This window comes from Sphingobacterium sp. UBA7249, from assembly GCF_002472835.1.
In the GTDB taxonomy this organism is placed as follows: domain Bacteria; phylum Bacteroidota; class Bacteroidia; order Sphingobacteriales; family Sphingobacteriaceae; genus Sphingobacterium; species Sphingobacterium prati.
Genome location: NZ_DKST01000013.1, coordinates 234009 through 259722 on the forward strand (window position 1 = coordinate 234009; position 25714 = coordinate 259722).

Sequence of the window (25714 nt, forward strand, 5' to 3'; positions counted from 1 at the left end):
GATTTATCGTTTTTTAAAGGTTCTATTTATTGACTTTAAAGGTCCTGATTCCGAATTGTGGCAGCTGCACCACAAAAGCTTTCCTATCCTCCGCCATCTTTCTAAAGGAAATATCCCCTTTGTGCTCACCATTCAGCTGAACTTCCTGTAGCGAAGTCGCGGGAAAGTTTATGGTGACAGTTGATGAAGCCTGTTTATTGTCCGTATTAAACAGGCGTAAGGCAAGTTGTCCATGGTCCAACTGCAAGGCCGATATCTCCAAATTATCATCCGAAAGTGCGATCAACTGCCGATCTCTGGCTTCGATATTGGGATGATAGGATGCCAATAGCGGTTCGTTCCATGCATTGCTTCGGTCTGTGATACGCGCTATATTCCATTTTTTTTCATGAGGTATCAACGCATAGCGCATGTGTAATGGCCCAGTAATCTTATAATCCATCCCCCACAATCCCAAACCCGAGTATTGTGCAGTCAGACTCAAAGGGAACTCCTTACCATGGACATACGACCCTGTATGGTCCGTCAGTACCGCGAGGCCATATTGGCTATTTTCGTCAAACAGATCTACCCAGTTCAACACAACGTTGTTCTTAATCTGGTCCCACTGACCAAAAAAGGTATCCTCCAAGCCACTTTCAGTCACATCAAAAGGTGCATTTTTGGCTATTCTCCCTTGTTTTATCGCTGATGGAAACATGACTTTCAATTTAAAGCGATCGTCAGTAAAAGCACGTCTATTAGCTGTCCATTTCTGTTGCTGCTTATATTCACCGATTCCAACATTGCCTTTCCAGTCGATCGTCAGATCCATATCGATGCGTTGCTGTCCTGCCACCAGGGATAGCAACTGAACAAAAGGATGCCCATTGATATTCCCTGTTATTTTAACCGTTGTTTTCAACCCATCATCCTGTACGACAGCGAACGTTACGGGGCTATCCTTTGAAGAATAAAATTTCCCCTCTTCATAAAAATGCCCAGCGATTTCTCCCATCCGATAAGCCCCATCTTGTGCAGCAAATTCCTTATGATTTGCATATTTAGCAATCAGACTCCTGATTGTTCCACCCTGCTTTTTGTCCAGCACAATTTTGTACAATTCATTTTCGATCATACAATTGCCTTCAGTATCAAAGCGGACCATCCTTTTCGGTTCACTCGATTTAGATTGCCCCGGCTTAATAGGTTGAGCCGCCTTAAGCTGATACGTAGCATAGCCAAAGCCGTTCACCTCCGCTTCAAATTCCACGACCTTACCGCTAGCCGTTTGATGGCATTGCGCGGGTAGCACCTGCTGCTTTCCAGTCCATACGGTGACATCATCCACATCTGCAGGTAAGCGCACCTGTACCCATTCCTTTCGGTGCCGGGCTAGCGTATTATAAACCCGTATATAGCCCAATTCTGAATTTGTACTCCGCGTAGAAGTCGCATAAGAAGCATTTGCCTGCTGGATCAATTGATCCGCAATGGTCAGCGTATTGGCGGTCCATTCTTCGATAGCCTGCGCCCAAGTCTGCTCCTTATGCAACTTATTGTAAGGCACAATCCAGGAATCGTGGTGCTGTGCCATCATCAACGTCCGCCAGGCTTCGTCAAGGCGTTTACCATCCGGCACAAAGCCATGATCCATAAAAGCCATTGCTCCGATCTTCTCAGCTTGCAGTATGCTGTTTTCAGCCTGGCGCACCTGTTGAGCGATACGTTGCAGCACTTGGCTACCCCACATTAAGTTGACCAGAATATCCTCTTGCCCCATTTTCCAGGTTGGCACAGCTTGTCCAGCTGGGATCGATCGAAAATATGCTGTCCAGGTGGTGTAGTGTACATTATTTTTCACCTTTTCGCCCGTTCCCAACCAGGGACCATTTTTCCATCCGGCATCCTGGTAACACATACCGACCGGATTAGTAATTCCAGCATCATAACAGCTCTTCCAGTAGTCTACTGTATTGGCCCAGGCCGTAGTCTGCCAGGTTGAGTTTTTTTCAAAAGCCTCGTTTGCATAGCGGGGTACAGTAAGGATAGCTGTACCATCAGGCCCTTCCCAGTTCAGAAATTGACCACCATGTGCTCTTGTATAGCCTCCCCAGCAGGTATTTGGAGATTTAAGTACCGCATACTGAAATCCGAATTGCTTGAGGATCTGGGGTAGACTGCTTGTAAAACAAGGTTCTTCCACAGCATAGGTTGTAAAATTGATTTCTGGAAAATGCTTATTGTATTTTGCCATACCATAAGCAAATTGGCGAATGATACTTTCTCCGGAGATATTATACAGATAAGGTTGAGCATAAGTCGGATTTGTAAAATCCAGGCGTGGATCTTTCGACCATTGCTTAAACCGCATATAACCTGCAGGATCTTTTACCTTGACCGTATCCCAAGTCTCCGGTTCGATCTCAAGTCCGATTTGCCAGCTTGGTTGTGCTTCCAGATGGTCAAGCATAAATGTCGTTACCCAGAGCGGATAATGGCCATAGACCCCGCCGTGGTAGCCATCGACAAAATAAGCCTGCTGCCCCCGCAGACCAGCTGCCAATACCAATGCAAAAAACAAGCTGATTACTCTTTTTTTCAACCCTGCCATCCCACTATTTTTTCAGCTGTACAAGACGCACAGACCGTTTAACAGGTTGATTTACTTCGTTCATCCGCTGCTGCAGATCATCAATCTGGCTCTGCCAGGCCGCACGTACTTCAGGATACATCGCTTTGGCATAGAGCTCTCTTTTTGCACGCAGCCAACCGTCTGTTGCGACATGTTGGTCCATGACCTCGATTGCCTTGCGATTGTCTGCATTCAAAAGTCCTTTGGGAAGAAAAAAATTATACTGCACCCAGGCCAGATCGCGGAAGCGGCGTTCAATCTCCCAGCGTTCTTCATTGAGATACATCACTTTCAAAGCCTGCTGATATTGTGGTGTCCGCGTCTGATTCGCCAGATTGATCCCTTTGTCAAGATCTGCAGCCGACCACACACCGATTTCCTGATCGTCTATCCATAAGGTATAGTTTCCTTTAAGTCCCTTAACCTGCAAGATTTCCTGATTCATTTCCTCCATAAAAGGCACGATATTAACCGCGTCGTGCTGGCTATATTTAGCTCCCCAGCCTCTAGCGACTGTATCCATGGGATAAGGCAGTGCCGCTGCGAGATAATCAAAATTGAGGTTATTTCCAGTCTTTTTGACATTGTCAACCCTACAGTTTTTTGCTTCTGTCACACGTTGTTTTGTCGCATCAATCCCCACTGTCGCTACCCCCTGACCGGCAAATCCCTGCGCTTTCAAAAATAAGTAAGCCATGACCATATGCCCGTTATTATCTGGGTGTACACGGTCGCTTCCAGATATGGTGAAGGTCGGATCCTTTTGCTGAAAATTCGCATTGATTGCGCTGATGGACTGATTAAAATCATAGAATTCCCAGCCATTACTTTTAGCCGATTCACGCTGAAAATCGACGATGCGTTTCATTGCCTTATTTTTATTCTTAAATGGTTTATTATCCTTGATGGCCACGTTTTCATCGTAGGGTGTACTTCCAAGCAATACCAGACGGGTATCGACCAGCCCTTTGTATCGTTTTTCCATTTCTTTATACCCATTATACGACTCTTTTACCTTGGCATCAGCAAAAACCTCTGGCTGATCACCGTTATATTCAAAATAGCCTGAATCGTTCATACCGAAAGTAGTGATCAATACAGTAGGCTGCTTGCTGAACACATCGCCATCCAACCTTCTGAGCATATCGACCCCCCGATCCCCGCCGATCCCCGCGTTGAACATCTTCAATTTCATTTCAGGAAAACGCGTCAGGTAATACAGCCAGATATAAGCGTGGTAATGCCCACCATCCGTAATACTATTTCCCAAAAAGACTACGCGGTCGCCATCCTTAAAGGGTGAAATTTGTTGCGCAACAGTTCGGATAGCTGTTCCCAAAGACACGAGAACGGCAAATCCTGCCAAAAAGATTTTTCTAGAATAATTTCCCATAAGATTGAAGTTGTACAAGGATGACGATAGGTAAAACGTAAAAATAGATTTATTAAATTGGTATTGGTTCTATCGGCATTTCCTTAAAAACAAATGTATAACGCAAGAGCCCTACTTGCATGTGCAAGTAGGGCTCTTAGTAAACGATTATAACGAAGAAAACACAACAATAAACTAACAGACAATTAGTTACAAAACAACAAGCAAGCTATTTTGGTAAATGATTTAGAATTGATTTGTGGATACTCCACCCAATTTTCGTACTTTTTCTTCAAAATGCTGGGCATCATCGATAGCCTTACTCTTTACTTTGCTCTTATAATTATAGATGGTTTGCATCGAATAGCGCAGAAAGATGGCAATCTGATTGACATCAGAAATCCCAAGGCGAATCAGGGCAAAAATACGGAGTTCGGTATTGAGTTTATCCTTTTTCAGCTGGTACTGTTCATCCGGTCTGAGCAGGTTGTTAAATTCATCGACAAAATTGGGATATACCTCCAAAAAAGTCCGGTCAAAATCAGCGTAAAGATCCTGCGCGTATTTTTCCAGGGATTCATTGGAGGAAGTCAGCTGTTGTAAGTCATCCAGCTGGCGGCTTTTTACTTTACGGTATACATTTTTCCTAAAATCATCCAGTTTCTCCAGATATACCGCGCATTGGTTGAGGTAATAGCCGATATACCGTTCACGTACAAGATTGGCCTCGTCCAATTTATGGTTGACGAGGATCAGCTGCCCGTTAGTCATATTGAGCTTCTTTCGGGCACGGGATACGATCTTCATCTGCATAAATAGGAAATACAGTGTGAGAATCAAAATAATGGCAAATATGCTGATTACGATTGCATATAAGCGCAAATTTTTCCGCTGTTGATCGATTTTGGCAAGATAGGTCGCTTCAATAATAGGTTGTGTACGTGCAATAACAGTATTGCGAAAGCGCGAATTGTAATAGTTGGCATCATCCAGAGCAGCCTGAATATAGGCAAAGGCTCTATTCACATCGCCTTTTTTATTCAAGTAAATCGCCAAGGTCAATAATGACTCGTTTTCCTTAATCGCCAGTCGGACATCTGTAATTGCAGCCATAACAAGATATTCTTCGGCCAATTGTGCTTTTCCCAGCTCTTTAGCGATCATCGCAATACCCATCGCAGACATCCCATAGCCATGTGTATCACTTTTTTCCTTTTTGAACAGATGCAGCTGGATATCCCCGGACTCTTTGAACATACCCTCTGCTTTGAGCTTAAATGATTTCTCCTTGAGGTACATATCCGAGTTTGGGTCGAGCAGCCCCATAAGGCTGCTTCTGGATTTGGCAATTTCACTTTCGTATTCCCTATTGTAATTATCGTGGTCAGTATATTTGATCAAATTTTCATAATAACGGATATTGCTCCAGTGGTAGAGAACCTTAAGGTGCTGAGGCAGTCCATCATAATCGATTTGCTTCAGTACATCCCATGCCTGGGTAAACAATCCAGAGATGGAAAGAACAAAAGCCAACTTGGCTTGGCTTTCTGTCATGAGCATCCTATCGTTCAGCTGTTTGGCTATCGCAATATTGCCGTCTATATAAGCCAATGAAGAGTCACAGTTTAACGTCTGATATTCAAAAATTAGCTGATTTTGGATCTCGTACCGTTCCATGGCTGCCGGGTGGCTTTTCAATAGACCTTTGATAGAGTCAATCCGGTGAATCTTGGCAGCTAAATAGACAGTCCGATTATGTATTGCTTTATCCAGTACGTTTAATAAGGAATCTACTTTGGTCGCATGCAGCGGTGTACAGTAAGCTAATGCAAAAATGCATAGAAGAATAAGTTGTCTCGCTTTCACTAGGCTATTATAATTGATCAAACGTAACTCAAATATAAGCAAAAATTCGTTGGTAAAAACCCTGGATTAATTTCGATCCGCAATAGCCATCAATTTATCAAGCGTTAAAAAATAAGGGATTCCATGAGCGGCAAATTTAAAATTGCCTTACCGTCCGTTTTTATAGCAGACAAAATAGGAATTTAAGTGAATAGATAATACCTTTGGGCAGATAAAATCACTTCAGTACCTGAAACGAATATTGATGAAATCAAAAAAAGCAACGACCTGTGACCACTCCTGCCTTATGTGTCGCTATGTTTTAAAGGATTGGCTTGGCCAGATCGATCTGCATCGAAAACAGATCAAGGTAAAAAAAGGCGAGCAGTTTATCGCTGAAGGAGAAGCTGTCCACGGCATTTATTTTGTGCAATCTGGACTTATCAAAGTACACCGCAACCTTGGCGACAAGGATATCATTGTCCGTTTCGCAAAAGAAGGTGATATTGTCGGCCATCGCGGCGTTTCATCCGAACAAGCTGTCTATCCAATTTCAGCAACCGCATTGGAACCAACACAACTCTGTTTTGTTGATCTACCCTTTTTTATGTCAACGCTACGCATCAACTCTGAGCTAAGCTATCAACTCATGCTCTTTTATGCTGACGAGTTACAGCTCTCGGAGCAGAAGATGTGCAATCTTGTCCAACTATCCGTTAAAAACAGATTGGCCTGGAGCCTACTGCTGCTTCACCGTATTTTTGGCGCGGGGGCTAGCGATGGTTATATCGGTCTTGCACTAAGCAAGAAGGACTTGGCCTCCTATGTGGGTACTACCTATGAGACCTTTTATCGTATGCTTGGCGAACTTGTAGCGATGGGAGCAATCACGGTCGACGGAAAGAAAATTTTCATTAAAGATTTCAAGCAGTTAAACAGATTAGCTTCTGAACAAGAAGTATAAAAAAGGGGGAGCCAACAACTTAAAAATGATCTTGTGCTCCCCAGCGTAAATATTTCCCAATCTATACGTCAACGTTAAAATTTGTACCCCATGCCGATTCCCAATTTCCATTTCCCATCAGAAGTACTGGTTTTTGCATTATAAAAAGCAGGCAACTGGATGGCCATATGTCCGGATACCAGCGTCAGACCAACCCCGAGCGTCGGGGTAATCCAAGAATTCTTTGGCTTCCCTTCCTCCACCTTGTCATCCTTTAATTTCAACGTAGGTAGCAATCCGAGCATTACAGCCCTCTTTTTCGCAAAATTATATTTCACCGCAGGCCCTGTACAGTTAATGTAAGCACCATGATCTGCATATCCCCCCACTAAAATACCCTCAAATAAACTGGCTTTTACGGGGTTTTGCTGGCCGTAGGCTGCCAACGAGAGCACATGCAGAATCAGCACAGCTGTGATTTGTTTTATTTTAGCCATAACTATTTAGTTTTGCGAGGTCGATACTTGTCCTTTTCTGTTATACGTGTAATAGATTGCCATTCCAGTAAACAACAAACCGCCAACAATATTACCAGCTGTCACGATAAGCTGATTATAAAGCCACCAGTCGGAGATGCTTACTTTTGCACCAAACATCATTCCGGCAGGGATCACAAACATATTGACCACCGCATGTTCATAGCCCAGCGCGAAGAATATAAAGATCGGAATGCCCGCAGCCAAAATCTTACCCAAGGTAGATTTGGAAGTCATCGACATCACCACCCCCATACAGACCATCCAATTACACAGAATCGCTTTGACAAAAGCAGCAAATAAACCCGCAGCCCCATGATCGCCATAGCCGATTGTTTTCTTTTCACTGATCAGGATCAGACTCTGCTCAATATTACCCAATTGGCTGACCTGCCCGGTTTCAGTGCTTGCAGCCCAGAATAGCAGGGCAAAAAGGACACTTCCCAAGAGATTTCCCAAGAATACCCAGAACAGGTTGTTCGCCATCACCCTAAAACTAATTTTTCCTTCAAACCAGGCCAAGGGCACAAGGGAGAAACTTCCCGTCACAAGTTCCAATCCAAGGATGACGATAATGACAAATCCCACCGGAAAGACAAATGCACCCACCAGGCTCAAACCCGTCTGTGAAGTCGCCAATAAGGCCAACGTCACCGATATCGCCAATAAGGCACCGGCAAGTGCACCACGGATCAGGAGATCCCGGACCGGCAGGGAAGATTTATAGACAGCGGTATTCATCATTGTTCCCGCTACTTCTTTGGGGCTAATGTAATCCATAATTTATTTACGTTAAAATTTTCCATTTAAATAGCTGCGAAAGCCTTAAGCGATCATTCCGATATACACGTTCCCGTTTTCAACTTTAACAGGGTAAGTCTTAATTGCACATTCATCACCGGAGAGACATTCCCCTGTATCCAGTGCAAAGGTTTTCTTATGGAATGGACAAGCTACCTTTGGCGTATCCCCCAGCGAACCCAACATTCCCCTACTCAAAATCATCTGCCGTTTATGCGGACATTCATTCTGGGTAGCATACCACTCATTGCGGCGTGCAAAATAAAATAGCGCGACCTGTTGATTGTTTAGCTTGAGACAAACCCCGCCATTCTCGATAGCATCTTCTATTCTACAGGCTTGAAGCCATTGTGTGTCTAGTTGCGTTTCCATATGATTCTCTTTAAAAAGGTTTTGTATAATGTTTAAATAGTTTTTAGATTCCAGTCGGCTGCTTTTTTCTGTCCACGCATCGTGTCGAACTGTACGGTTTCATCTTTTTCGTCCGGTGCATTGACAAAATGTACAAAACGTTTACGGATATTGGGATCTTCTACTGCAGCCTTCCATTCACAACGGTAGCTATCAACAAGCAATTGCATATCCTGTTCCCAAGCTTCTCCCATTCCGAGACTATCCTCCACCACCACATTCCGCAAATAGTCGATCCCCCCTTCCATTTTATTAAGCCAAGGAGCAGTACGCGTCAGTGGGTCTGCTGTGCGGATATAGAACATCAGAAAACGGTCAATATACCGGATACAGGTTTCACTATCAATATCGGCCGCCAAGAGCAGCGCATGCTGAGGTTTGCTACCACCATTTCCACAGACATAGAGGTTCCAGCCTTTTTCCGTCGCGATGATACCAAAGTCCTTGCTCTGTGCTTCGGCGCACTCACGGATACAGCCACTGACAGCAGACTTGAGCTTATGCGGAGCCCGCAGTCCACGATAGCGCTCCTCAATGCGGATGGCAAAAGACACACTGTCGTGCAGACCAAACCGGCACCAGGTACTACCCACGCAGCTTTTCACGGTACGCAGCGCCTTTCCATAAGCATGCCCACTCTCAAAACCCGCTGCGATAAGTTCCTCCCAGATAAACGGGAGGTCATTGAGGTGTGCACCAAACAAATCAATGCGTTGTCCTCCCGTAATTTTTGTATATAAATTATATTTTTTGGCCACTTCACCGATGACGATTAATTTATCAGGTGTAATTTCACCGCCCGGAATCCGTGGAACGACAGAGTAGGTTCCGCCTTTCTGTATATTGGCTAGGTAACGGTCGTTACTATCCTGTGCCACATCATTTCCCTTACCAAGGATCATTTCATTCCAGAGACTAGCGAGCAATGAAGATACCAGCGGTTTACACAGCTCGCAACCATGCCCCCTGCCCAAAGCATCCAGCACATGGTCGTAGCTTTTTAGCTCGTGTATTTTGATCAGGTCGTACAGCTCCTGACGGCTCAGGTCAAAATGCTCGCATATTGTATTACGGATATATTTCCCCTGTTGTTTCATGGTATAGTTGACCAGATCTTTTACCATAGGTACACAACCACCACATCCCGAACCAGCTTTGGTACATTTTTTAACAGCCTCCGCATTTTCGCAATTATGTGTGGTCACAGCATCACAGATCTGCGCCTTGGTAATTCCTTCACAACTGCAGATCAATGCCTGATCCGGTAGGGCTTCCAATCCCGAAGAAGCCGATTTGCTCTCACGCTGCTCGCCAAACAGCAGCAGTTCGGGATGCTCAGCCAAAGGCATACTATTGTTGACCATTTGCAGGAGCATGTTGTAACTGGTAGCCTCGCCCACGAGAATTCCACCAAGCAGGCGTGTACCGTCCGTACTGACATTCAACCGCTTATAAATACCTTTATTACGATCTTCGAGTAGGATCGTCCGCGCATAAGGCTCGCTGACAAAAGGGTCTCCAAAGCTAGCCACATCCACCCCCATCAGTTTTAATTTGGTACTCATATCAAAGCCTTTGAATGACTTTTCTTCCCCGATGATGTGTGCAGCTGCAATTTCCGCCATTTCGTAGCCTGGAGCAACCAGACCATAGATCATATCGTTGACCAGAGCACATTCCCCGATAGCATACACCGTGGGGTCGGAGCTCTGCATCTGGGCATTGACAAGTATTCCGCCACGTTCTCCAACTGCCAATCCAATTTTTTTTGCAAGCTCATCCCGCGGACGGATACCAGCAGAAATCACCAGCATATCTGTTTCGAGCACCGTACCATCGTTAAAAGCAATACCGGTAAGATGTTCATCCCCGATTAGCTGGCTTGTCGATTTTTGTAACAGGCAGCTTAACCCCAATTCAGCCAACTTAGCTTGTAAAAGGGCGCTCGCGCTTGCATCGATCTGCCTGGGCATCAATCGCGGCGCAAATTCAATTACTGCTGTTTCTTCAATACCTAAGTCAACGAGGGCTTTTGCTGCTTCCAAGCCCAGCAGCCCACCTCCCATAACCGTCCCTTTTTTTGCTTTCGCCGCGTAAGCTTTGATCAATTCTAGATCTTCAATGGTCCGGTAGAGAAATACGCCTTGCTTTTCTACCCCCGGAATTGGTGGTACGAAAGCAGCCGAGCCTGTTGCAAAGATGAGGTAGTCATAATGAATAACTTGCCCCTTTAATGAACAAACCTCTTTTTTACTTAAATCTACATCAACAACGGGGTCATTTAAATGAATTTTAATATTATTCTCAGCGTACCAATCATTTTTTGAAAGAAAAAGCTCATCAATCGATGAAATTTTAAAGTAATCTGTCAGATGTACGCGATCATAGGCACGAATGGGCTCTTCTGCAAACACCGTTATTTGTATATCGGGAGATTTTTGTTTTAATTTTTCACAAATTTTATTACCAACCATGCCATTTCCGATAATTACAATCATTTTTCTTTCCATAACATCTATTTTTTTGTTAAAAAATCATTTATACGATTTCATAACACTAATTTATGAAATAAAAAATCAAATAATCAACAAAAATATGATTTTTATCATGTTTTTTCATTAGAAAACTATAAACAATTAAACATTTTGTGATTTTAATCATAATTTTTAATACATTTACATATACAAACACAGTAAATACAGGTAAAACATGAAAAAATCAACCGAAAAATCATTATTTATTGTTGGAGCTGGTCCAGGAGACCCAGAATTGCTCACCATTAAAGCGTATAAAGCAATCGAAAACGCGCAAGTTATCCTATATGACAACTTAATCAACGAGGAAATCCTAAGTATAGCGAATAAAAACTGTATAAAACGTTATGTTGGCAAGCATCCATATGGCAAATACGTACCACAAGAAGAAATAAATGACCTTATTCTTTACTACTGTCAAAATTTTGAGCATGTGGTACGCTTGAAAGGCGGTGACCCCTATCTTTTTGGACGTGGTTTTGAAGAATGGCTCACTGTGAGAGACCAAAATATAAATGTTACCTATATTCCGGGAATTAGCAGCATGCAAGGTGCGGGTCTCAATAGCATCCCGCTCACGCATCGTGGTGTAAGCGAAGGTGTATGGGCATTGACCGGTATGAAAAAAGATGGCAGCCTATCAGCCGACCTTCCACTAGCTGTCCAGAGCAAATCGACTGTGGTGATTTATATGGGGATGCGTAAACTTGATGAGATTGCACGTACTTATGTGCTCTATGGCAAAGGAGATACACCCGCGGCCATTATACAACACGCGAGTCTACCACAACAAAAGCAGGTGTTATGTAAAGCAAAAGATCTTGTGCGAGCTAGTCGGGAGAATGGTCTCGGGCATCCGGCGATTATTGTCATCGGTGAAGTTGTCAACTTGCAGCAGGCCGCCACCATCGTTATGGAACAGCGGCATATCGTATAATTCAGCTACAAGCATTTGGTACATAGCCCGATCAGTGCCCAAATCGTTGGCATTCAGCATACCCGAATTCATACGCGTATTTTATCAGCGATGACTGGTTTTTTCTACCAATTGTCATTGGACTTGCTATCATTGATATGTTTGGAGAAATTACCAATATAGTTATTAATGAATGCATCTAATCCTTCCTGCAAGCTTTTTCGGGCCACTTTGCCATTGCTACCATATAGCGCATTTTTTGACATGAAATTATTGGTACCGTTCAACGGATATTCAGCTCCGCCCGGCGACTCAAAATATTTGTAATTCGGTGCGAACCTTATTTTCGAATCTTTGAAATCCAAGGTAATCTTATAATAAAAATTATAGTACGTTTTTGAACCCAGGTAGGTAGTATAAACAGCCTTCTGCTCCATCGCATCGATCACAATTTGCTCGCCTTCGATTTTCGTCGTGACTTTCTCAGGATTATTATAATAGGAATTTACATACTTTAGCGCAGCTTTATACAAATCTTGCTGCGATCTACCTTCAAAATTCAAGACAACATAATTCTTTGACTCGTCAGCAGCATCGACAAAATCCTTCGGCGTTATTTTCATTGACTGAGCCTGTACAAATGCTACCGCTATACAAAGCAATAAAACTGCAAAAAACTTCTTCATCATTAGTTCGTGTCCTTTTCTCGATTTAAAATTAAATATATTAATATACGCCGCTATGGCAACAGATATTATGCCAAACTTATACAGTTAAACATTAAACAGCAGGTTTTGTCTTTTCTCATTTTAAAAATATAATCACCTGGCATATTTGGCGTATTCCTAATGAAAATCCATTTAAATTATTGAATTTTCTCAAATTCAAAGGGAATTTCCATGTCCTTATTAGAAACTTTTGCTTTCAGTTTTCCACTTTCGATCCAATACTGGATTTGTTTCGGAAAATCTATCGAATCATTTGTAAAAACAAACTCGTTGCTTTTAAGCGTTGCCAGCTTAAATTCAATAGGTCTTTTTTCATCCGGAGTTTTAACGAATAAGCTCCATTTTCCATTCGGTGCAATCAATGACATCTGCTCCTGGCTTATGGTATCCCCTTTTTGCAATGTAAAGGAAAAGCCGGCATATTCGGTTGCGCTTATTTTTTTCCAGCTTTCAAAAGTCTGTTTTCCTTTATTATCATTTGTCCGCTTCCAGTTTCCGTTGAGCCAATCTAAATTCACCGTTACTTCCTTTGTAGGCGCAGATGCAGTCGCTGATGTTTCAGTGGTCCCTGTGCTTGTATTCTGATGACAGGATACCGCTACTGCGGCATAAACTAAAAGACCTATCCTTTTCATAATTTGCTATTTTGGTTATATAATGTACATTAATATTGACTTCAATATACATATTTTATACAATATTACCTCTCCTGCCTAGGCATACTTAAAATGTCTTCCTGCTCCCTAGCTTCCCGTTTACTCAATTCCATCAGACCTAAATCAGGATGATAAATGGATTGGTAGTTATTTGAAAAGATAAACCGAAAGTATCTGGCCGTTCCTGCGGCCTCCGTAAACTTTTTCGGATCTTCATAAAATGACTCCTTACCCATATACTGTTCGCCCGGGGTTGCAAGCGCCCTACCCGTTTTATCCTTGTCCGACCATCCACCCTGACGGTTAAAAAAAGAGATGTCAGATTTGTAGTTTTGATATTCGCCCTGATACACATGTGCCTTTTTCTTCGAATCTGTATACGTTATCTTAAAATTGATATCATCCACAAACTCAATTTTGTAGGCCGTCTTTTCTTTGCTAAATATCAGCCTCATCTCGTTGTACTCCGAATTTGATGGCGATCTTTCGTATTTAGCTGTAAAATACCAGGTTGTACGCTGAAGCGGATAAGTCTCCGTAGCAGGAAACGTATAATTATCCGAAGAAAAAGGAAATTTTTGTCCTTTATCATAGATCAGCAGGAATTTTATGGTGTGAAGCCGCTTATTGTCAATGACGGTATCCCCGGCGATCATATACTTAACCACCGGATTGTTAAATGTAGCTTGATAGGTATTCGCATCGATCTGCTCAAGCTTAGGCTCATAATCGAGCAAGCGCGCTCTAAAAACGCTAAGATCAGCAGCGGTAAGGTAAGTCAGCAGCAGTTCATTCTTATTGTCCTGCTGTCTGGTGGACAGCGACAGTCTCTCCTTCATCTGCGGATGTATATAGAGGCTATCATTTACCCGCTGGAATCCCGTAGGTAACAGATAGGCCGCATTTAGTTTAGCAACTTTATTTTCCGGAATCCCTTCATCTGTATATAGAAGAATGAAATTTCTTGGATAGAATTTCTGCGCAAATAAGTTATTCCCCATACCGCATATCAACATCAGCAGACCTAGCAACCTTAGTATTTTTCTATTCATTTTCGCTTTTATAATCTCTCTGGCCTTAAAGATAGGGATAACTCTGCGCAAGGCAAGGCCGCTTTAATATCCGTGTCGGCCCAGTTACGATTCGCTGAGTTCAGCAAAATATAGCTGACTTCCAGTCTCTAAACCTTAAAGGTAAAAGTCAGCGCAAAATACAGGAGGACGAGCCAGATCCGCAGAAAGATGACTCGTTCCATCGGCTAAGCTGAAAAGATAATTCGAGAGCCCCTTACAGGAAAAAGCCCGGCACTGGTGCTAGGCTTTTATTTTTGGATCTATCCAGTAAGCAACGTGATCCGTATGGCTAAAAAATTCCATGGGCGTTACGTGGCAGTCCATCGTATCCTGCAACCCACCATCGGTATAGCTGACTACTTCTTCAGAAGGTATGACCATCCCAGTTACGATAGCACCTTCCTCGAGGCAATTCAAATCAGACAACAGCACATTGATGTTGTTTGACACGACCCATTGTTCCATCTCTTCCTTGGTGAGCCGTTGTACCCGTTGCGCCAAAAAGTTAGCTTCCTCAAGCTCCTTTTCGACGAGATCTGGATAAAACATTCTTAAAAATGCTTCGTATTTATCAAAATCTTTGGTACGAATAGCTTCATTGCGGAGAAATTGCTTCTCTCCCAATTGCCCGTACTCCTTTGCATATTTACGCAGTTCCAATTCTGCAAGTTCACGATCCGGCCATTTTGCCAGCTCCGACAAGGCATACACATCGCTGCCATGTCCGTCACATTTATTTAGATATTCCCACACATCTCCTTGTACGGCCTTCGGCTTTTTGTGGTCTAGGATATGATATCCTTGCGCTATCCATTCTTCGATCTGTTCCCTTCTCATATATCAATTTTTAATTAAATATCTAATCAATCAACATGCTTAGATCCCCAGACAGGTCTGAAAGCATGTAGACCTATCGCGATCATTTTTCTACCTTATAAACAACAGATCATAGCGGATAGTTTCCTTCAAAAAAAAGAAAAGGTCAGGAACATCTAAGCACCCTGACCTTTTATAACTAAGTTATCCATCATATGGATTATTGTAAAAACAAAACCTATTTGAAAATCGTTTTGAAAAAACTGAAAATAACCATGTTCACTGAATTTTTCTAGCTTTCTGTCAATTTATCATGTAAAAATTGGCAGTTTTCGTGCAAAAATTTCAGTTTTTACAGTTCGGTATTTTTTTTGTATATATTTAATAGCGTCGGCCGGCTGATAGATTTAAATTATTGTTTTATTTCATTAAAAGGAGGTTACTATGAGACTTGCAAAAAGAAACTGGAACAATTTTTCATTTTTTTCGCCCATGTTTGATAATTTTAACCGTGAGCTTTTAAACTGGGACAACAAAAATTACTCGTCAACAAGCACAACTGTCCCTGCGGTCAACATCAAGGAAAATGGAGACACCTTTGAAGTTGAAGTTGCAGCACCAGGCATGGCAAAGGACGATTTCAAGGTAACACTTGACGGCAACCTGTTGACCATTTCTTCTGCTAAGGAAGAAAAAAATGAGGAGCAAACAGACACCTACACACGCCGCGAGTTTAGCTACCAATCTTTCCAACGTAGCTTTGAACTTCAAAAAGATGTCGTCGATCAAGATAACATTCAGGCGCGTTATGAAAATGGTATGCTACGATTAACCATACCAAAAAAAGAAGAAGCCAAACAAAAAGAACCGCGGCTTATCGAGATATCTTAAGATCCAAATTGCAACTTTAACTGGGTTAGCCTCCGATTGGAGGCTAACCTATTTTTCATTCTTGGTATTATGGAACGGTCAAATTATTATATTGAAATACAGATGTTCAGCCAGGAGCGTTACATGACGATCGCTCATTTTGATCAGAGCAGCTGCGAAAAGATTGTTCATGAACTATTCGATGAATTAGTTGGCGGTAGCCAACCTGCTGACAACCGGTTACTGCGCATCAACCTTTTACTTCGTGAACAAGGCTTATCAAACACACAGTTGAGATCAATTCATTGCACACTGGATGAGCTGGCAGAAAACATGAAGATCATTATTAAGAAAACTTTCAGGGCGGTTAATTTTGACTGAACATTAACCTGCTCCCCAGCGGAGCAAGCGATCAGCTTACAACCATTGTAACACCTTATAAACTTTGAAAAACATTTTTTTTACAATACATTTTATATTTCACTCTTGATTTTTATCAAATTGATTTTTAATTTGGGCGCGGTTTGCTTTCAAGAAGGTAGCGATACCCAGACCGACATTTTTTAAAGCTAATATTCTATTTAAATATAAATTTTAGTTATTGGATCATGTTAACAGAATTACTAATTACAAACACAGAACGACGTTTTTCTTTCAGGCCATTTTTAATCGCACTTATCGTGCTGGCAAACAGTCTCTATTTATCGGGACAAACCGCTGCTCCCCTCAAATCCAATTTTGAGGCCAGGCTGATCAATATCGAAGCCCCCAGCAATGAGCCCTTTCGTTACAGCACGACCCTGACAAATGGATCGGCACAAACGGTCAACTACAGCCTCAATGCACAGCTGCCCGAAGGTTGGCAGATCAGCTACCGTGTAGAGGGTTCGTTGGTGACTTCGCTACAGATGCAGCCAAATAAAGCCCAGGAGATCAGTATTGAAATCAGCTGCCCCCTTACCGCAAAACCGAGTAAATATAAAATTCCTGTCCGGGCTATCTCGCCCACAGATACCCTGCAGCTCGCTCTAGAGGCAGTCGTAAAAGGCTCTTATGCCCTTGAACTGACCACGCCTAGCGGCAGGCTCAGCGACGAAGTAGTATCCGGAGGCAGCAAGGAGATCCTGCTCAAAGTTAAAAATACAGGCACACTCCCCCTAAATACATTGGACCTCAGTTCACAGCTACCCAGCAGATGGGAAGCCACCTTCAACCCCAGCACGATCAAACAGCTGGAAGCAGGCAAATCCGTAGACGTTAAAGTCAACCTAAAGGTTCCCGATAAAACCATTGCAGGGGACTATGCGGCCAAATTCGAGATCAAATCGTCCAACAGCAATGCTGACATTTCCTTCCGCATGATCGTCAAGACCTCCCTGTTATCGGGTTGGATTGGCATGCTGGTCATCGTATTGGCCATTGGTTTGGTGTATTACCTCATCCGCAAATACGGACGTAGATAAGGGGGACACAAAAGATTATCATTATGAAGGATCCTATCATTCAATTGACGGGTCTGACGAAAAGCTATGGCAAAGTAACTGCCGTAGACAAGTTGGACCTGCAGATTTATCCCGGAGAAATCTTTGGCCTACTCGGACCCAATGGTGCCGGCAAGACGACCAGCATTCTGATGATGCTTGGCCTGACCGAACCCACGGCTGGTACGGCCTATGTCTGTGGCCATAATGCCACCCGCAATCCGATAGCTGTCAAACGCAAAGTGGGCTATCTGCCAGACAGTGTGGGCTTCTATCCCGAAATGACCGCATTGGAAAACCTCTGTTTTATTGCCGAGTTAAACGGGCTTACAAAATCTTATGCACAGGCCTGCGCCAAAGATATGCTGCATGTCGTGGGCCTCGAACAGGAGATGCATAAAAAAACAGGTGCTTTTTCCCGTGGGATGAAACAGCGCCTAGGTTTGGCCGAAGTGCTGATCAAAACACCCGAAGTTGCCATTCTGGACGAGCCTACCCTCGGTATCGACCCCAAAGGTGTCGACGAATTTCTGGAACTTATCAAGCGGCTCAGCAAAGAGCATAATCTCACGGTACTGCTCTCTTCACACCATCTCCACCAGGTACAACGGGTGTGCGACCGCGTGGGCATCTTTGTCGGCGGCAAGCTGCTGGTCGAAGGATCGATCGAGCACCTGGCCCACAACCTGCAGCAGCAGGAAGATGTCACCACAGCGATCACGCTGGAAGATCCCCTGGGCGATACAACACGCTTTGAAGAAGCATTAAAAGCCCTGCCCGGATTCCGCAAGCTTACCGTAACCGGCTATTCCATCGAGCTGCAAACCGATGCCGATGTCACTGCTGCTGCTGTGCGCCTGCTTGTAAATAGCGGAGCCAATGTCGTCGCTGTGAGCCGTAACGATTATAAGCTTGACGATATCTATAATACATATTTTGAGAATAGCATAACAACAAACACTGCACATGAAAAATCCAACGGTTTCTTCAAAAGATATCAATAGCCACCCCGCGGCCGCGATGCAGGTATTGGTCAGCAAAGAAATTGCCGCACATATCCGCAGCTGGCGTTTTAATATATTGATCCTGCTTATCGTGCTCACTTTTGGGGCTTCTTTATACGTTTCGAGCATAGGCCTGAAGGACGCTGTCAGCAATATGCGTGATCCAGACCAGTCGTTTCTGTACCTCAAGCTGCTGACCACAACGGACAACTCGATTCCTCCTTTCCATGTATTCCTGAATTTTCTGGCCCCTTTGCTGGGCATCGCACTCGGTTTTGACGCCATCAATGCAGAGTATAACAATGGTACCCTCACCCGTCTGATGGCCCAGCCCATCTACCGCGACAATCTGCTGTTTGCCAAGTTTTTGGCCCCACTGATTGTCGTGGGCACCTTATTTGTTGCACTCGTACTCCTGATGATCGGAGGTGGTCTGCTCGGCACCGGCGTACGGATCGAGCCACAGGAGCTGCTTCGGATCTTCGGATTCACTTTAATTAGTGTACTGTATGTAGCTTTCTGGCTGAGCCTGGCCATTCTATTGTCGATCCGCTTTCGTCAGCCGGCCACTTCGGCACTCACGGCAATTGGGATCTGGCTATTTTTCACTGTATTTTTTCCGATCCTGGTCAATCTGGCGATCCGACCGTTCTTACCGAATCCAAATTATATCTCAGAGCAGGAGTACCTGGCTTACAATGAGCTGATCCTAAACCTTCTTCGGCTATCACCAAGCCAGCTTTATACCGACGCCACGACGACCCTACTGATGCCTTCGGTGCGCAGCCTTGGTCCTATTGCCATGGAACAGATGGTAGGTGCCATTCCTTCACCGCTCTCGTTTCGGGAAAGTTTCTTAATGGTCTGGCCGCAGGTAAGCGGGCTCACGGCCGCCATGATGATCTGTTTTGCCTGGTCCTATTATATCTTTATGCGAAGAGAAATACGGAGTTAAATAGCGCAGCGGGATTCGATTGATTGCATAACATGCATAAGCCAACTATGCGAGGATCCTGTTCTAAGAAAAAAGAATATTATAATACATCATGAAAGCATCCTAGATTAGGGGTCTAGGATGCTTTGTCATATTAACCTAAAAATGAAAAGTAACCCATAGCTGAGTTTATAAAAGAAACGTCGGCTGTCTGCATTTGGTTTGTTCCCATGCAAAATTTTTCATTGCAAGTCATTCCTGTCTGATGGCTAACATATATTCCCGATCTGCATCGGGGCTTTTACAAACGCAAAAAGGTCGGGAAAAAACCGACCTCCTATCGTGAAGCTTATCTTAAAAATGGATCAACTTTAGAACAAAAACTAGCTGTAAATAGTTTGCACAAAAAGCACGCTAGTCTGGGAAACATAGCGTGCTGCTTGTCATTTTACCTAATTTTATGAGTACCCCTGATCAGGGGTGATTGATATTCACAGAACGCCAGTGCATTGAAAAAAGTTTTAAATCTGCACAAAAAGCCAGTTGAACGAAAAGCGATTCAAAAACAAAGGTTGCTCAGCACAATCGTGCCGCAACCTTTGTCAAGTATATAATGAATAAAAAATGGGTGCTTAATCTTTATTTTCCTTTTTGTAAGCCAAGTAGAATACGATGGGCAGAATGGAGAAGGAAAGGATCATACAGATAATCAATCCACCGACAATCATAATGGCCAGCGGTTTCTGAATTTCTGAGCCCATGCCATTGGACAAAGCCGCAGGCAATAAACCCATGGCCCCCATTAACGCAATCATTAAGATCGGTCTGATCCGGCTTTTTACGGCTTCATAAATAGCAGGTTTCAAACCCATTTTGTGCAGCAGATTTTCTTTCATGACACCTATTAGAACAATCCCGTCGATCGTGGCCACGCCAAAGAGGATAATAAAACCGATACCCGCCGAAATGCCGAATGTCGTCCCCGTAATCCATAGCGAGACAAACCCGCCGATAAATGCAAACGCAAGCGTCAGGGAGGAGATCGCGGTATCTTTTAGATTACCAAAATTGGCATAAAGCAAGAGCAAGATCAATAGCAGAGACACCGGTACCACGTTCATCAACTGCCGGGTGGCCCGCTCCTTACTTTCGAACTCACCAGCCCAGACAACCTTGTAGGACTTGGGCAATTTAACATCAGCTGCGATCTGTTTTTTTGCATCCGCAATGGTACTCCCCAGATCCCGGCCCTCGATATTAAATCCAACACCGATGTAACGCGAATTTCCGTCGCGATAGATAAATGCCGGCCCGGTGTGATAATCGATGGTTGCAATTTCCCGCAGCGGCACCTTCTGGTCATTCATCGTCGGAATAATGATGTTTCCGATCTTTTCCGGGCTGTCCCGATATTGTTTCTGAAAGCGTAGGCGCACATCAAAGATCCGCTCATTGTCGTAAAAATGCGTCACAGACTGCCCACCTATGGTCATCTCGATGACCGACTGAACATCCTTGGTGGACACACCATATTTTGCCATCTTCGAATCGTGCAGCTGAATCCGTAGTTCCGGTAAGCCTATATTTTTAAATACATTCACATCCGTGATGCCATCCACCTTCTTGAGCGATTGCGCAAAACTATTCGCTTTATTCTCCAGGTCCTGCAGGTTTTCACCAAAAATCTTGATTACCAGCGGGCTTTTCACCCCGGCCACATACTCCTCCACATTATCCTGGATCGGCTGGCTGAAACCAAAATTGATCCCCGGAAAGGTCTGCAGGCTATCCCGCATCTGTGCGATCAATTTCTCCTTGGGTATCTTCCGCTTCCAGGCCCCTTCAGGTTTCAACTCAATGTTAAATTCAATATTGAAAAATCCAGTGGGATCGGTGCCGTCATTGGGCCGGCCCGTCTGCGTCATAATAAAATCAATTTCATCAAATTGGTCGATCAATTTTGTTTTCATTGTTTTTGTCAACTTAACAGATTCCTCCAGGTTGACACTATTGGGTAAGGTAGCACGAACGTATATGGCACCTTCGTTGAGCTTGGGCAGGAATTCCGAACCGTAATGGCTAAACCGCACGATACAAACAATCAGGGTCAATCCAAAAATTGCCAATGTCCATTTCGGATGGTCAAAAGCCTTTTTAAATCCTTTGAAAATAACGTTGCGGCTTACTTTCGTGATTTTATTTTCATCCTCTTTAATATTCTTCTTCAGCAGGTACTTACACATGGCTGGCACGTAGGTCAGACTCAGGATCAAGGAGCCCAATAAAGCGTAGCCCAAGGTAAAGGCCAAGGGTGAAAACATTTTCCCTTCCACCTTTTGGAAAGAGAAAATCGGCGTCAGTGCGACAATCAGGATCAATAGCGCAAAAAAGATATATCCCGCTACCGAACCTGCACTTTTTTTGATGATACCGAGTTTGGATACCTTGTTGAAACGCGCTGTTCCGAGCCGGTGGGCCTCCCGTTCCAAGGAGACAAAAACAGTCTCCACGATGACCAGCGTCCCTTCGAGCAGCAAACCAAAGTCCAATGCCCCCATGGAAATCAGATTTGCCGGCAGCCCTTGAATCTTCAATAAGATAATTGCAAACAGAAAAGCCAATGGAATCACCGAAGCGACAATAAAAGTTGTCTTCCAGTTGTTCAAAAAGATAAAGACGATGATTGACACCAGGATAACACCCTCGATCAGGTTTTTCGACACGGTATGCACCGTGTTGTTCACCAATTTTGTGCGGTCAATCACCGGTTCGATCCTGACATTTTCAGGCAAAATACGGCCGTTCAGTTCCGCAATTTTTTCTTTCAGCCGTGTCACTACCGCCGATGGGTTTTCACCCCGGAGCATAATGACGATACCCTGTACCAGATCATCCTCCTGATTGAGTCCCACCTGTCCGAGCCGTGGTTTTGCCCCCAATTCGATCTCAGCCACATGCTTGACCAGGATGGGCGTATTGCCCACCACTTTGATCAAAATATTGCCAATATCTTCTATTTTATCCAGCAAGCCCACACCACGTACCACATAGGCCTGATTTCCTTTTTGTATTACATCGCCACCCACATTGATATTTGAGCGCGATACCGCCTCATATACATCCAATGGAGACAGGTTATAATTGGCCAGTTCCGTTGGATTGATCTTGATTTCATAGATCTTTTCCTCACCGCCAAAGCTCACGACATCCGCTACCCCCGGTACCCCGACCAGCTCCCGTTCGATCACCCAATCCTGAATGGCAGATACCTCCTTAATGGGCAGATTGCTCTTGACCACATAGCGAAAGATTTCCCCTGTAGCGCCCGAAGGCGGTTCAATCGAACTTTCGGCCCCCTCTGGTAGATCAATGGACCGCATCTTATTGCCCGCATACTGCTGCGCATAGAAGTCTTCCACGTCCTCCTCAAACTGCACCGTTACGACAGAAAGCCCAAAAAGCGAGATGGAACGTACGTCGGTCTTCTTCGGAATGGTATTCATTTCCTTGGTGACCGGCAGTGTGACAAACTTCTCAATTTCTTCGGCACTGCGCCCCGGCCACTGCGTAATGATCCGGACGCGGGTATTGGTCACGTCCGGAAAAGCTTCAATCGGTGTATGCAGGTAGGCGTAAATTCCACCGAACAATAGGGCCAGCGTAAAAAACAGGACCAGCAAAGAGTGTTTCAGTGAAAATGAAACGATATTTTGTACAACTTTCTTCATCCCTATCTGTTCATCAATTCATCAAATACAATCAGTTCATTTTCGGTCAGCACGCGGTCTCCAGCCGCTAACCCTGTTTCGACAAAAGCATACGTTTCGTTTTCCGAAACGATATCAACAGCTTTTACAGCCAGGTCACAGTCGCTTCTATAGATCACCACATAATTCTGGTTGTTATGCAGGATAACCGCATCTTTGGGTATTGCCAGCAAGTGTTGCTTCTGCCCTGCGGTTCCCTTCTCGACCAATACATCCACGCTCATACCCGGTTTTAATCTTAAATCCTTGTTGAGCAGCTTGACACGCGCTTTGACCACCCGTTCTTCGGGATCAAAAAAGTTGGCCACCTGATCAATATAGCCTTCAAAATATTCGCCTTTATAAGCCAAGGTTGTGATCTTTACATGCGCCCCATTTTTGACGAAGGGCAAGTTATTTGCATAAATATTTACCGTTACCCAGACCTCATTCAGGTTGCTGATGGACAATAATTCCGTGTCGTCACCTACCGTCATTCCCGGACTCACCTTTTTATCGACGATATAACCAGATTTGGGCGCGCGGATATAAAAAACACCATGTTCCGATGAGCCGTTCAGCAGTTTCATATTGGCTTTCACATGCTGGATCCCAATCTGCACCGCCTTCAATTCACTCTCCAGCTCTTCCAGCTCCCGCTGCGAAGCCATCCCATCCTGGAGCATGCTGCGCATACTATTCACTTTACTTTCAGCCAGATGCTTACTGTTTTCCAGCTCACGGAGTTCCTTGCTCAGATCATTCACCGATGTCCCCTTGAGCGATACCAACAGCTGCCCCTTTTCGACATAGTCGCCCATATTGACAGCGACAGTCTGTACCATGCCCTGAATTGGACTCTTTAAAGCTGCGAGTTCATCCTGGTTGTATTGGATTACACCATTGAGGGCAATCTGTTCGGACACATCCCGCTTTTGGATCGAATCAATTTTAATATGGCGTTTGAAATCCTCATTTAGGCAAAAACCTGTCGTGCCTACAGTCTGTTGCTCCTCCTTTTGCATTGACTGGCAGCCCAGCAAGAAGCAAATAGACAAAACCATGAATGGCAATAAAAAATTAACCTTCATCAGCTAATATCCTTTCCGACTAAATAGGTTAGTTCTTCCTTGTACTGCAAGTATTTAGCCCTTCGTTCCAATAGTGATTCTTTATTTTCCATATAATTATTGATAAAGTCTATAAATTCAACGATCGTAAGTCGCTGTTGCTGAAAATTGCGTACATACCGTTCCAGAGCCACATCCAGCTGACCGTCAAATCCATTGTCCGTAGTTTTTAAACTCGCTTCCAGATTGCTTAGACGCGATGAAAGAAAATCGATCTCCCGCTCAATATCGATGCGGAACTGCTCGATTTCAACTTTATTTTTTTCCAGTTCCAATGTAGCGACCCGGATGTTTCCTTGATTCCTATTAAACAGCGGCAGATCCATGGAGACGCCCACGCCCATAAAATCGCGCATAATGTTACCACCCCGGTCATAATTCAGGGAGACCTGTAGATCCGGTACCCGTTCTGCCTTCGCTATATCCAGCTGGGCCTGGCCTTTCTTAAATTCATTGTGGATGATTTTATAGTCGCTGCGATTATCCAGCGCCATGATTTTCCATTCGTTTTGTCTGATTGCAATAAAAGCAGGGCTACCTAATGTATCCGCAATGGAAAGCGCCTTGCCTTTCGCTCCCAGATAGCGTGCAACAGCGTTCATTTTTGCAATTTTCTCCTGCTGGATTTCATTCAATTTATTACCAAAGGCGATAGTCTCGCTCTGGATCCTGAGGAAGTCCATTTCGCTGACATTGCCTGCTTTCCATTGATTTTGGTACGATTGTGCCAACTTATGGAAAATATCGACCTGATTGGCGTAGAGCCGCTCTTTCTCTTGCAGCACCTGTAATTCCAGGCATTGGCTACGGAGGTCATATTTCAGATTCCGGAGCAATTCCTCAAACCGAAGTTGCGCATTCACTTTTTCCAGGAGTTGCAGCTGTACCCGCTTTTTCCTTTTGCCGGCCAGTTCAATCGTCTGCTCCAGTTCGAGCTGCACCTGTTGGTGTCGCCCATAGTTTCCGATCAGGGCAGGCAGGGATTCACTGGAAGAGTTTTTCCAGAGATTGACCTCACTAATTGAAATATTCGGGTTGGGCCATAATTTCGCCTGCAATACTGTGGCCTCAGCCTGCTTTAGCTGAAAGCGCTGCGCCATTAAGCTTAGGTTATGTGCCAGGAACACCTGTTCTATCTCCGATTTTTGCAAGCGGTTTTCGGCCACTTCCTGAGCAAATAGCTTGGAGTTCAAGCCAAGAAGAATAACGAATGCAATGCCTATTTTTCTCACTTTATTTTGTATTTCCACAAAACTAAGCCTGAGGGATTACAGACAACTTTAGCCTAAATTAAAGTTTGATTA

At 44.0% G+C, this 25714-nt stretch carries 21 protein-coding genes; 7 read left to right on the plus strand and 14 right to left on the minus strand.

The features are described 5' to 3' along the window. Nucleotides 1-22: 22 nt before the first annotated feature. The 3 genes from B4A24_RS09950 to B4A24_RS09960 all read right to left on the minus strand — a co-directional run bounded on the left by B4A24_RS09950 (nucleotide 23) and on the right by B4A24_RS09960 (nucleotide 5852). Nucleotides 23-2593, minus strand: coding sequence for a glycoside hydrolase family 38 C-terminal domain-containing protein (locus tag B4A24_RS09950; protein ID WP_293944632.1), 2571 nt, complete (start codon nucleotides 2591-2593; stop codon nucleotides 23-25). 4 nt (nucleotides 2594-2597) lie between these two features. Continuing rightward, nucleotides 2598-4007 (minus strand): SGNH/GDSL hydrolase family protein, encoded by a 1410-nt coding sequence (locus tag B4A24_RS09955; protein WP_293944634.1) that lies wholly within the window; start codon nucleotides 4005-4007, stop codon nucleotides 2598-2600. A gap of 225 nt (nucleotides 4008-4232) precedes the next feature. After that, nucleotides 4233-5852, minus strand: a complete 1620-nt coding sequence (locus tag B4A24_RS09960; RefSeq protein WP_293944636.1) for a DUF6377 domain-containing protein — start codon at nucleotides 5850-5852, stop codon at nucleotides 4233-4235. Nucleotides 5853-6096: 244 nt separating this feature from the next. Here B4A24_RS09960 and B4A24_RS09965 point away from each other — a divergent pair, with 244 nt between their 5' ends. Further along, nucleotides 6097-6795 carry a Crp/Fnr family transcriptional regulator gene (locus B4A24_RS09965; RefSeq protein WP_293944638.1) on the plus strand — a complete coding sequence of 233 codons (699 nt, stop codon included), beginning with the start codon at nucleotides 6097-6099 and terminating at the stop codon, nucleotides 6793-6795. Nucleotides 6796-6869: 74 nt separating this feature from the next. On the opposite strand, the gene B4A24_RS09970 is transcribed toward B4A24_RS09965, so the two are convergent. From B4A24_RS09970 to nirB, 4 genes are read right to left on the minus strand one after another with little or no spacing between them, the layout of a single operon-like run. Further along, entirely contained in the window at nucleotides 6870-7271 is a 402-nt protein-coding gene (locus tag B4A24_RS09970; protein WP_293944639.1) for a hypothetical protein, read from the minus strand. Between the two features lie 6 nt (nucleotides 7272-7277). Then, a complete protein-coding gene (locus B4A24_RS09975) occupies nucleotides 7278-8090 on the minus strand; it encodes a formate/nitrite transporter family protein (protein WP_108635627.1) in 813 nt (270 codons plus the stop codon). Between the two features lie 45 nt (nucleotides 8091-8135). After that, complete coding sequence (gene nirD, locus B4A24_RS09980; protein WP_293944641.1) at nucleotides 8136-8483, minus strand: nitrite reductase small subunit NirD; 348 nt, start codon at nucleotides 8481-8483, stop codon at nucleotides 8136-8138. 32 nt (nucleotides 8484-8515) lie between these two features. Beyond that, entirely contained in the window at nucleotides 8516-11032 is a 2517-nt protein-coding gene (gene nirB, locus B4A24_RS09985) for a nitrite reductase large subunit NirB (protein WP_293944643.1), read from the minus strand. Between the two features lie 199 nt (nucleotides 11033-11231). Here nirB and cobA point away from each other — a divergent pair, with 199 nt between their 5' ends. Beyond that, nucleotides 11232-11993 (plus strand): uroporphyrinogen-III C-methyltransferase, encoded by a 762-nt coding sequence (gene cobA / locus B4A24_RS09990; protein WP_293944645.1) that lies wholly within the window; start codon nucleotides 11232-11234, stop codon nucleotides 11991-11993. 104 nt (nucleotides 11994-12097) lie between these two features. On the opposite strand, the gene B4A24_RS09995 is transcribed toward cobA, so the two are convergent. The 4 genes from B4A24_RS09995 to B4A24_RS10010 form a co-directional block, all read right to left on the minus strand. Next, a complete protein-coding gene (locus B4A24_RS09995) occupies nucleotides 12098-12661 on the minus strand; it encodes a DUF4468 domain-containing protein (protein WP_293944647.1) in 564 nt (187 codons plus the stop codon). 176 nt (nucleotides 12662-12837) lie between these two features. Then, nucleotides 12838-13335 (minus strand): DUF6265 family protein, encoded by a 498-nt coding sequence (locus B4A24_RS10000; RefSeq protein ID WP_293944649.1) that lies wholly within the window; start codon nucleotides 13333-13335, stop codon nucleotides 12838-12840. A gap of 65 nt (nucleotides 13336-13400) precedes the next feature. Next, complete coding sequence (locus B4A24_RS10005; protein ID WP_293944651.1) at nucleotides 13401-14408, minus strand: hypothetical protein; 1008 nt, start codon at nucleotides 14406-14408, stop codon at nucleotides 13401-13403. A gap of 261 nt (nucleotides 14409-14669) precedes the next feature. Further along, entirely contained in the window at nucleotides 14670-15266 is a 597-nt protein-coding gene (locus B4A24_RS10010) for a hypothetical protein (RefSeq protein ID WP_293944653.1), read from the minus strand. Nucleotides 15267-15689: 423 nt separating this feature from the next. On the opposite strand from B4A24_RS10010, the gene B4A24_RS10015 reads away from it, so the two are divergent. From B4A24_RS10015 to B4A24_RS10035, 5 genes are all read left to right on the plus strand, one after another. Continuing rightward, nucleotides 15690-16136: an Hsp20/alpha crystallin family protein gene (locus B4A24_RS10015; protein ID WP_293944655.1), complete on the plus strand. Its 447-nt coding sequence runs from the start codon at nucleotides 15690-15692 to the stop codon at nucleotides 16134-16136. Nucleotides 16137-16205: 69 nt separating this feature from the next. Further along, complete coding sequence (locus B4A24_RS10020; protein WP_293944657.1) at nucleotides 16206-16496, plus strand: hypothetical protein; 291 nt, start codon at nucleotides 16206-16208, stop codon at nucleotides 16494-16496. A gap of 227 nt (nucleotides 16497-16723) precedes the next feature. After that, a complete protein-coding gene (locus B4A24_RS10025; RefSeq protein ID WP_293944658.1) occupies nucleotides 16724-17578 on the plus strand; it encodes an NEW3 domain-containing protein in 855 nt (284 codons plus the stop codon). Nucleotides 17579-17601: 23 nt separating this feature from the next. Next, a complete protein-coding gene (locus B4A24_RS10030) occupies nucleotides 17602-18600 on the plus strand; it encodes an ABC transporter ATP-binding protein (protein ID WP_293944659.1) in 999 nt (332 codons plus the stop codon). Beyond that, a complete protein-coding gene (locus B4A24_RS10035; protein WP_293944661.1) occupies nucleotides 18563-19555 on the plus strand; it encodes an ABC transporter permease in 993 nt (330 codons plus the stop codon). Before B4A24_RS10030 ends, B4A24_RS10035 begins: the two co-directional genes overlap by 38 nt. Before the next feature lie 611 nt (nucleotides 19556-20166). On the opposite strand, the gene B4A24_RS10040 is transcribed toward B4A24_RS10035, so the two are convergent. From B4A24_RS10040 to B4A24_RS10050, 3 genes are read right to left on the minus strand one after another with little or no spacing between them, the layout of a single operon-like run. Further along, a complete protein-coding gene (locus tag B4A24_RS10040) occupies nucleotides 20167-23262 on the minus strand; it encodes an efflux RND transporter permease subunit (protein WP_293944663.1) in 3096 nt (1031 codons plus the stop codon). A gap of 2 nt (nucleotides 23263-23264) precedes the next feature. Further along, on the minus strand, nucleotides 23265-24371 hold the full coding sequence (locus tag B4A24_RS10045) for an efflux RND transporter periplasmic adaptor subunit (protein WP_293944665.1): 1107 nt from the start codon (nucleotides 24369-24371) through the stop codon (nucleotides 23265-23267). Continuing rightward, nucleotides 24371-25642 carry a TolC family protein gene (locus B4A24_RS10050; protein ID WP_293944666.1) on the minus strand — a complete coding sequence of 424 codons (1272 nt, stop codon included), beginning with the start codon at nucleotides 25640-25642 and terminating at the stop codon, nucleotides 24371-24373. The genes B4A24_RS10045 and B4A24_RS10050 overlap by 1 nt, the downstream gene beginning before the upstream one ends. Between the last annotated feature and the right edge of the window lie 72 nt (nucleotides 25643-25714).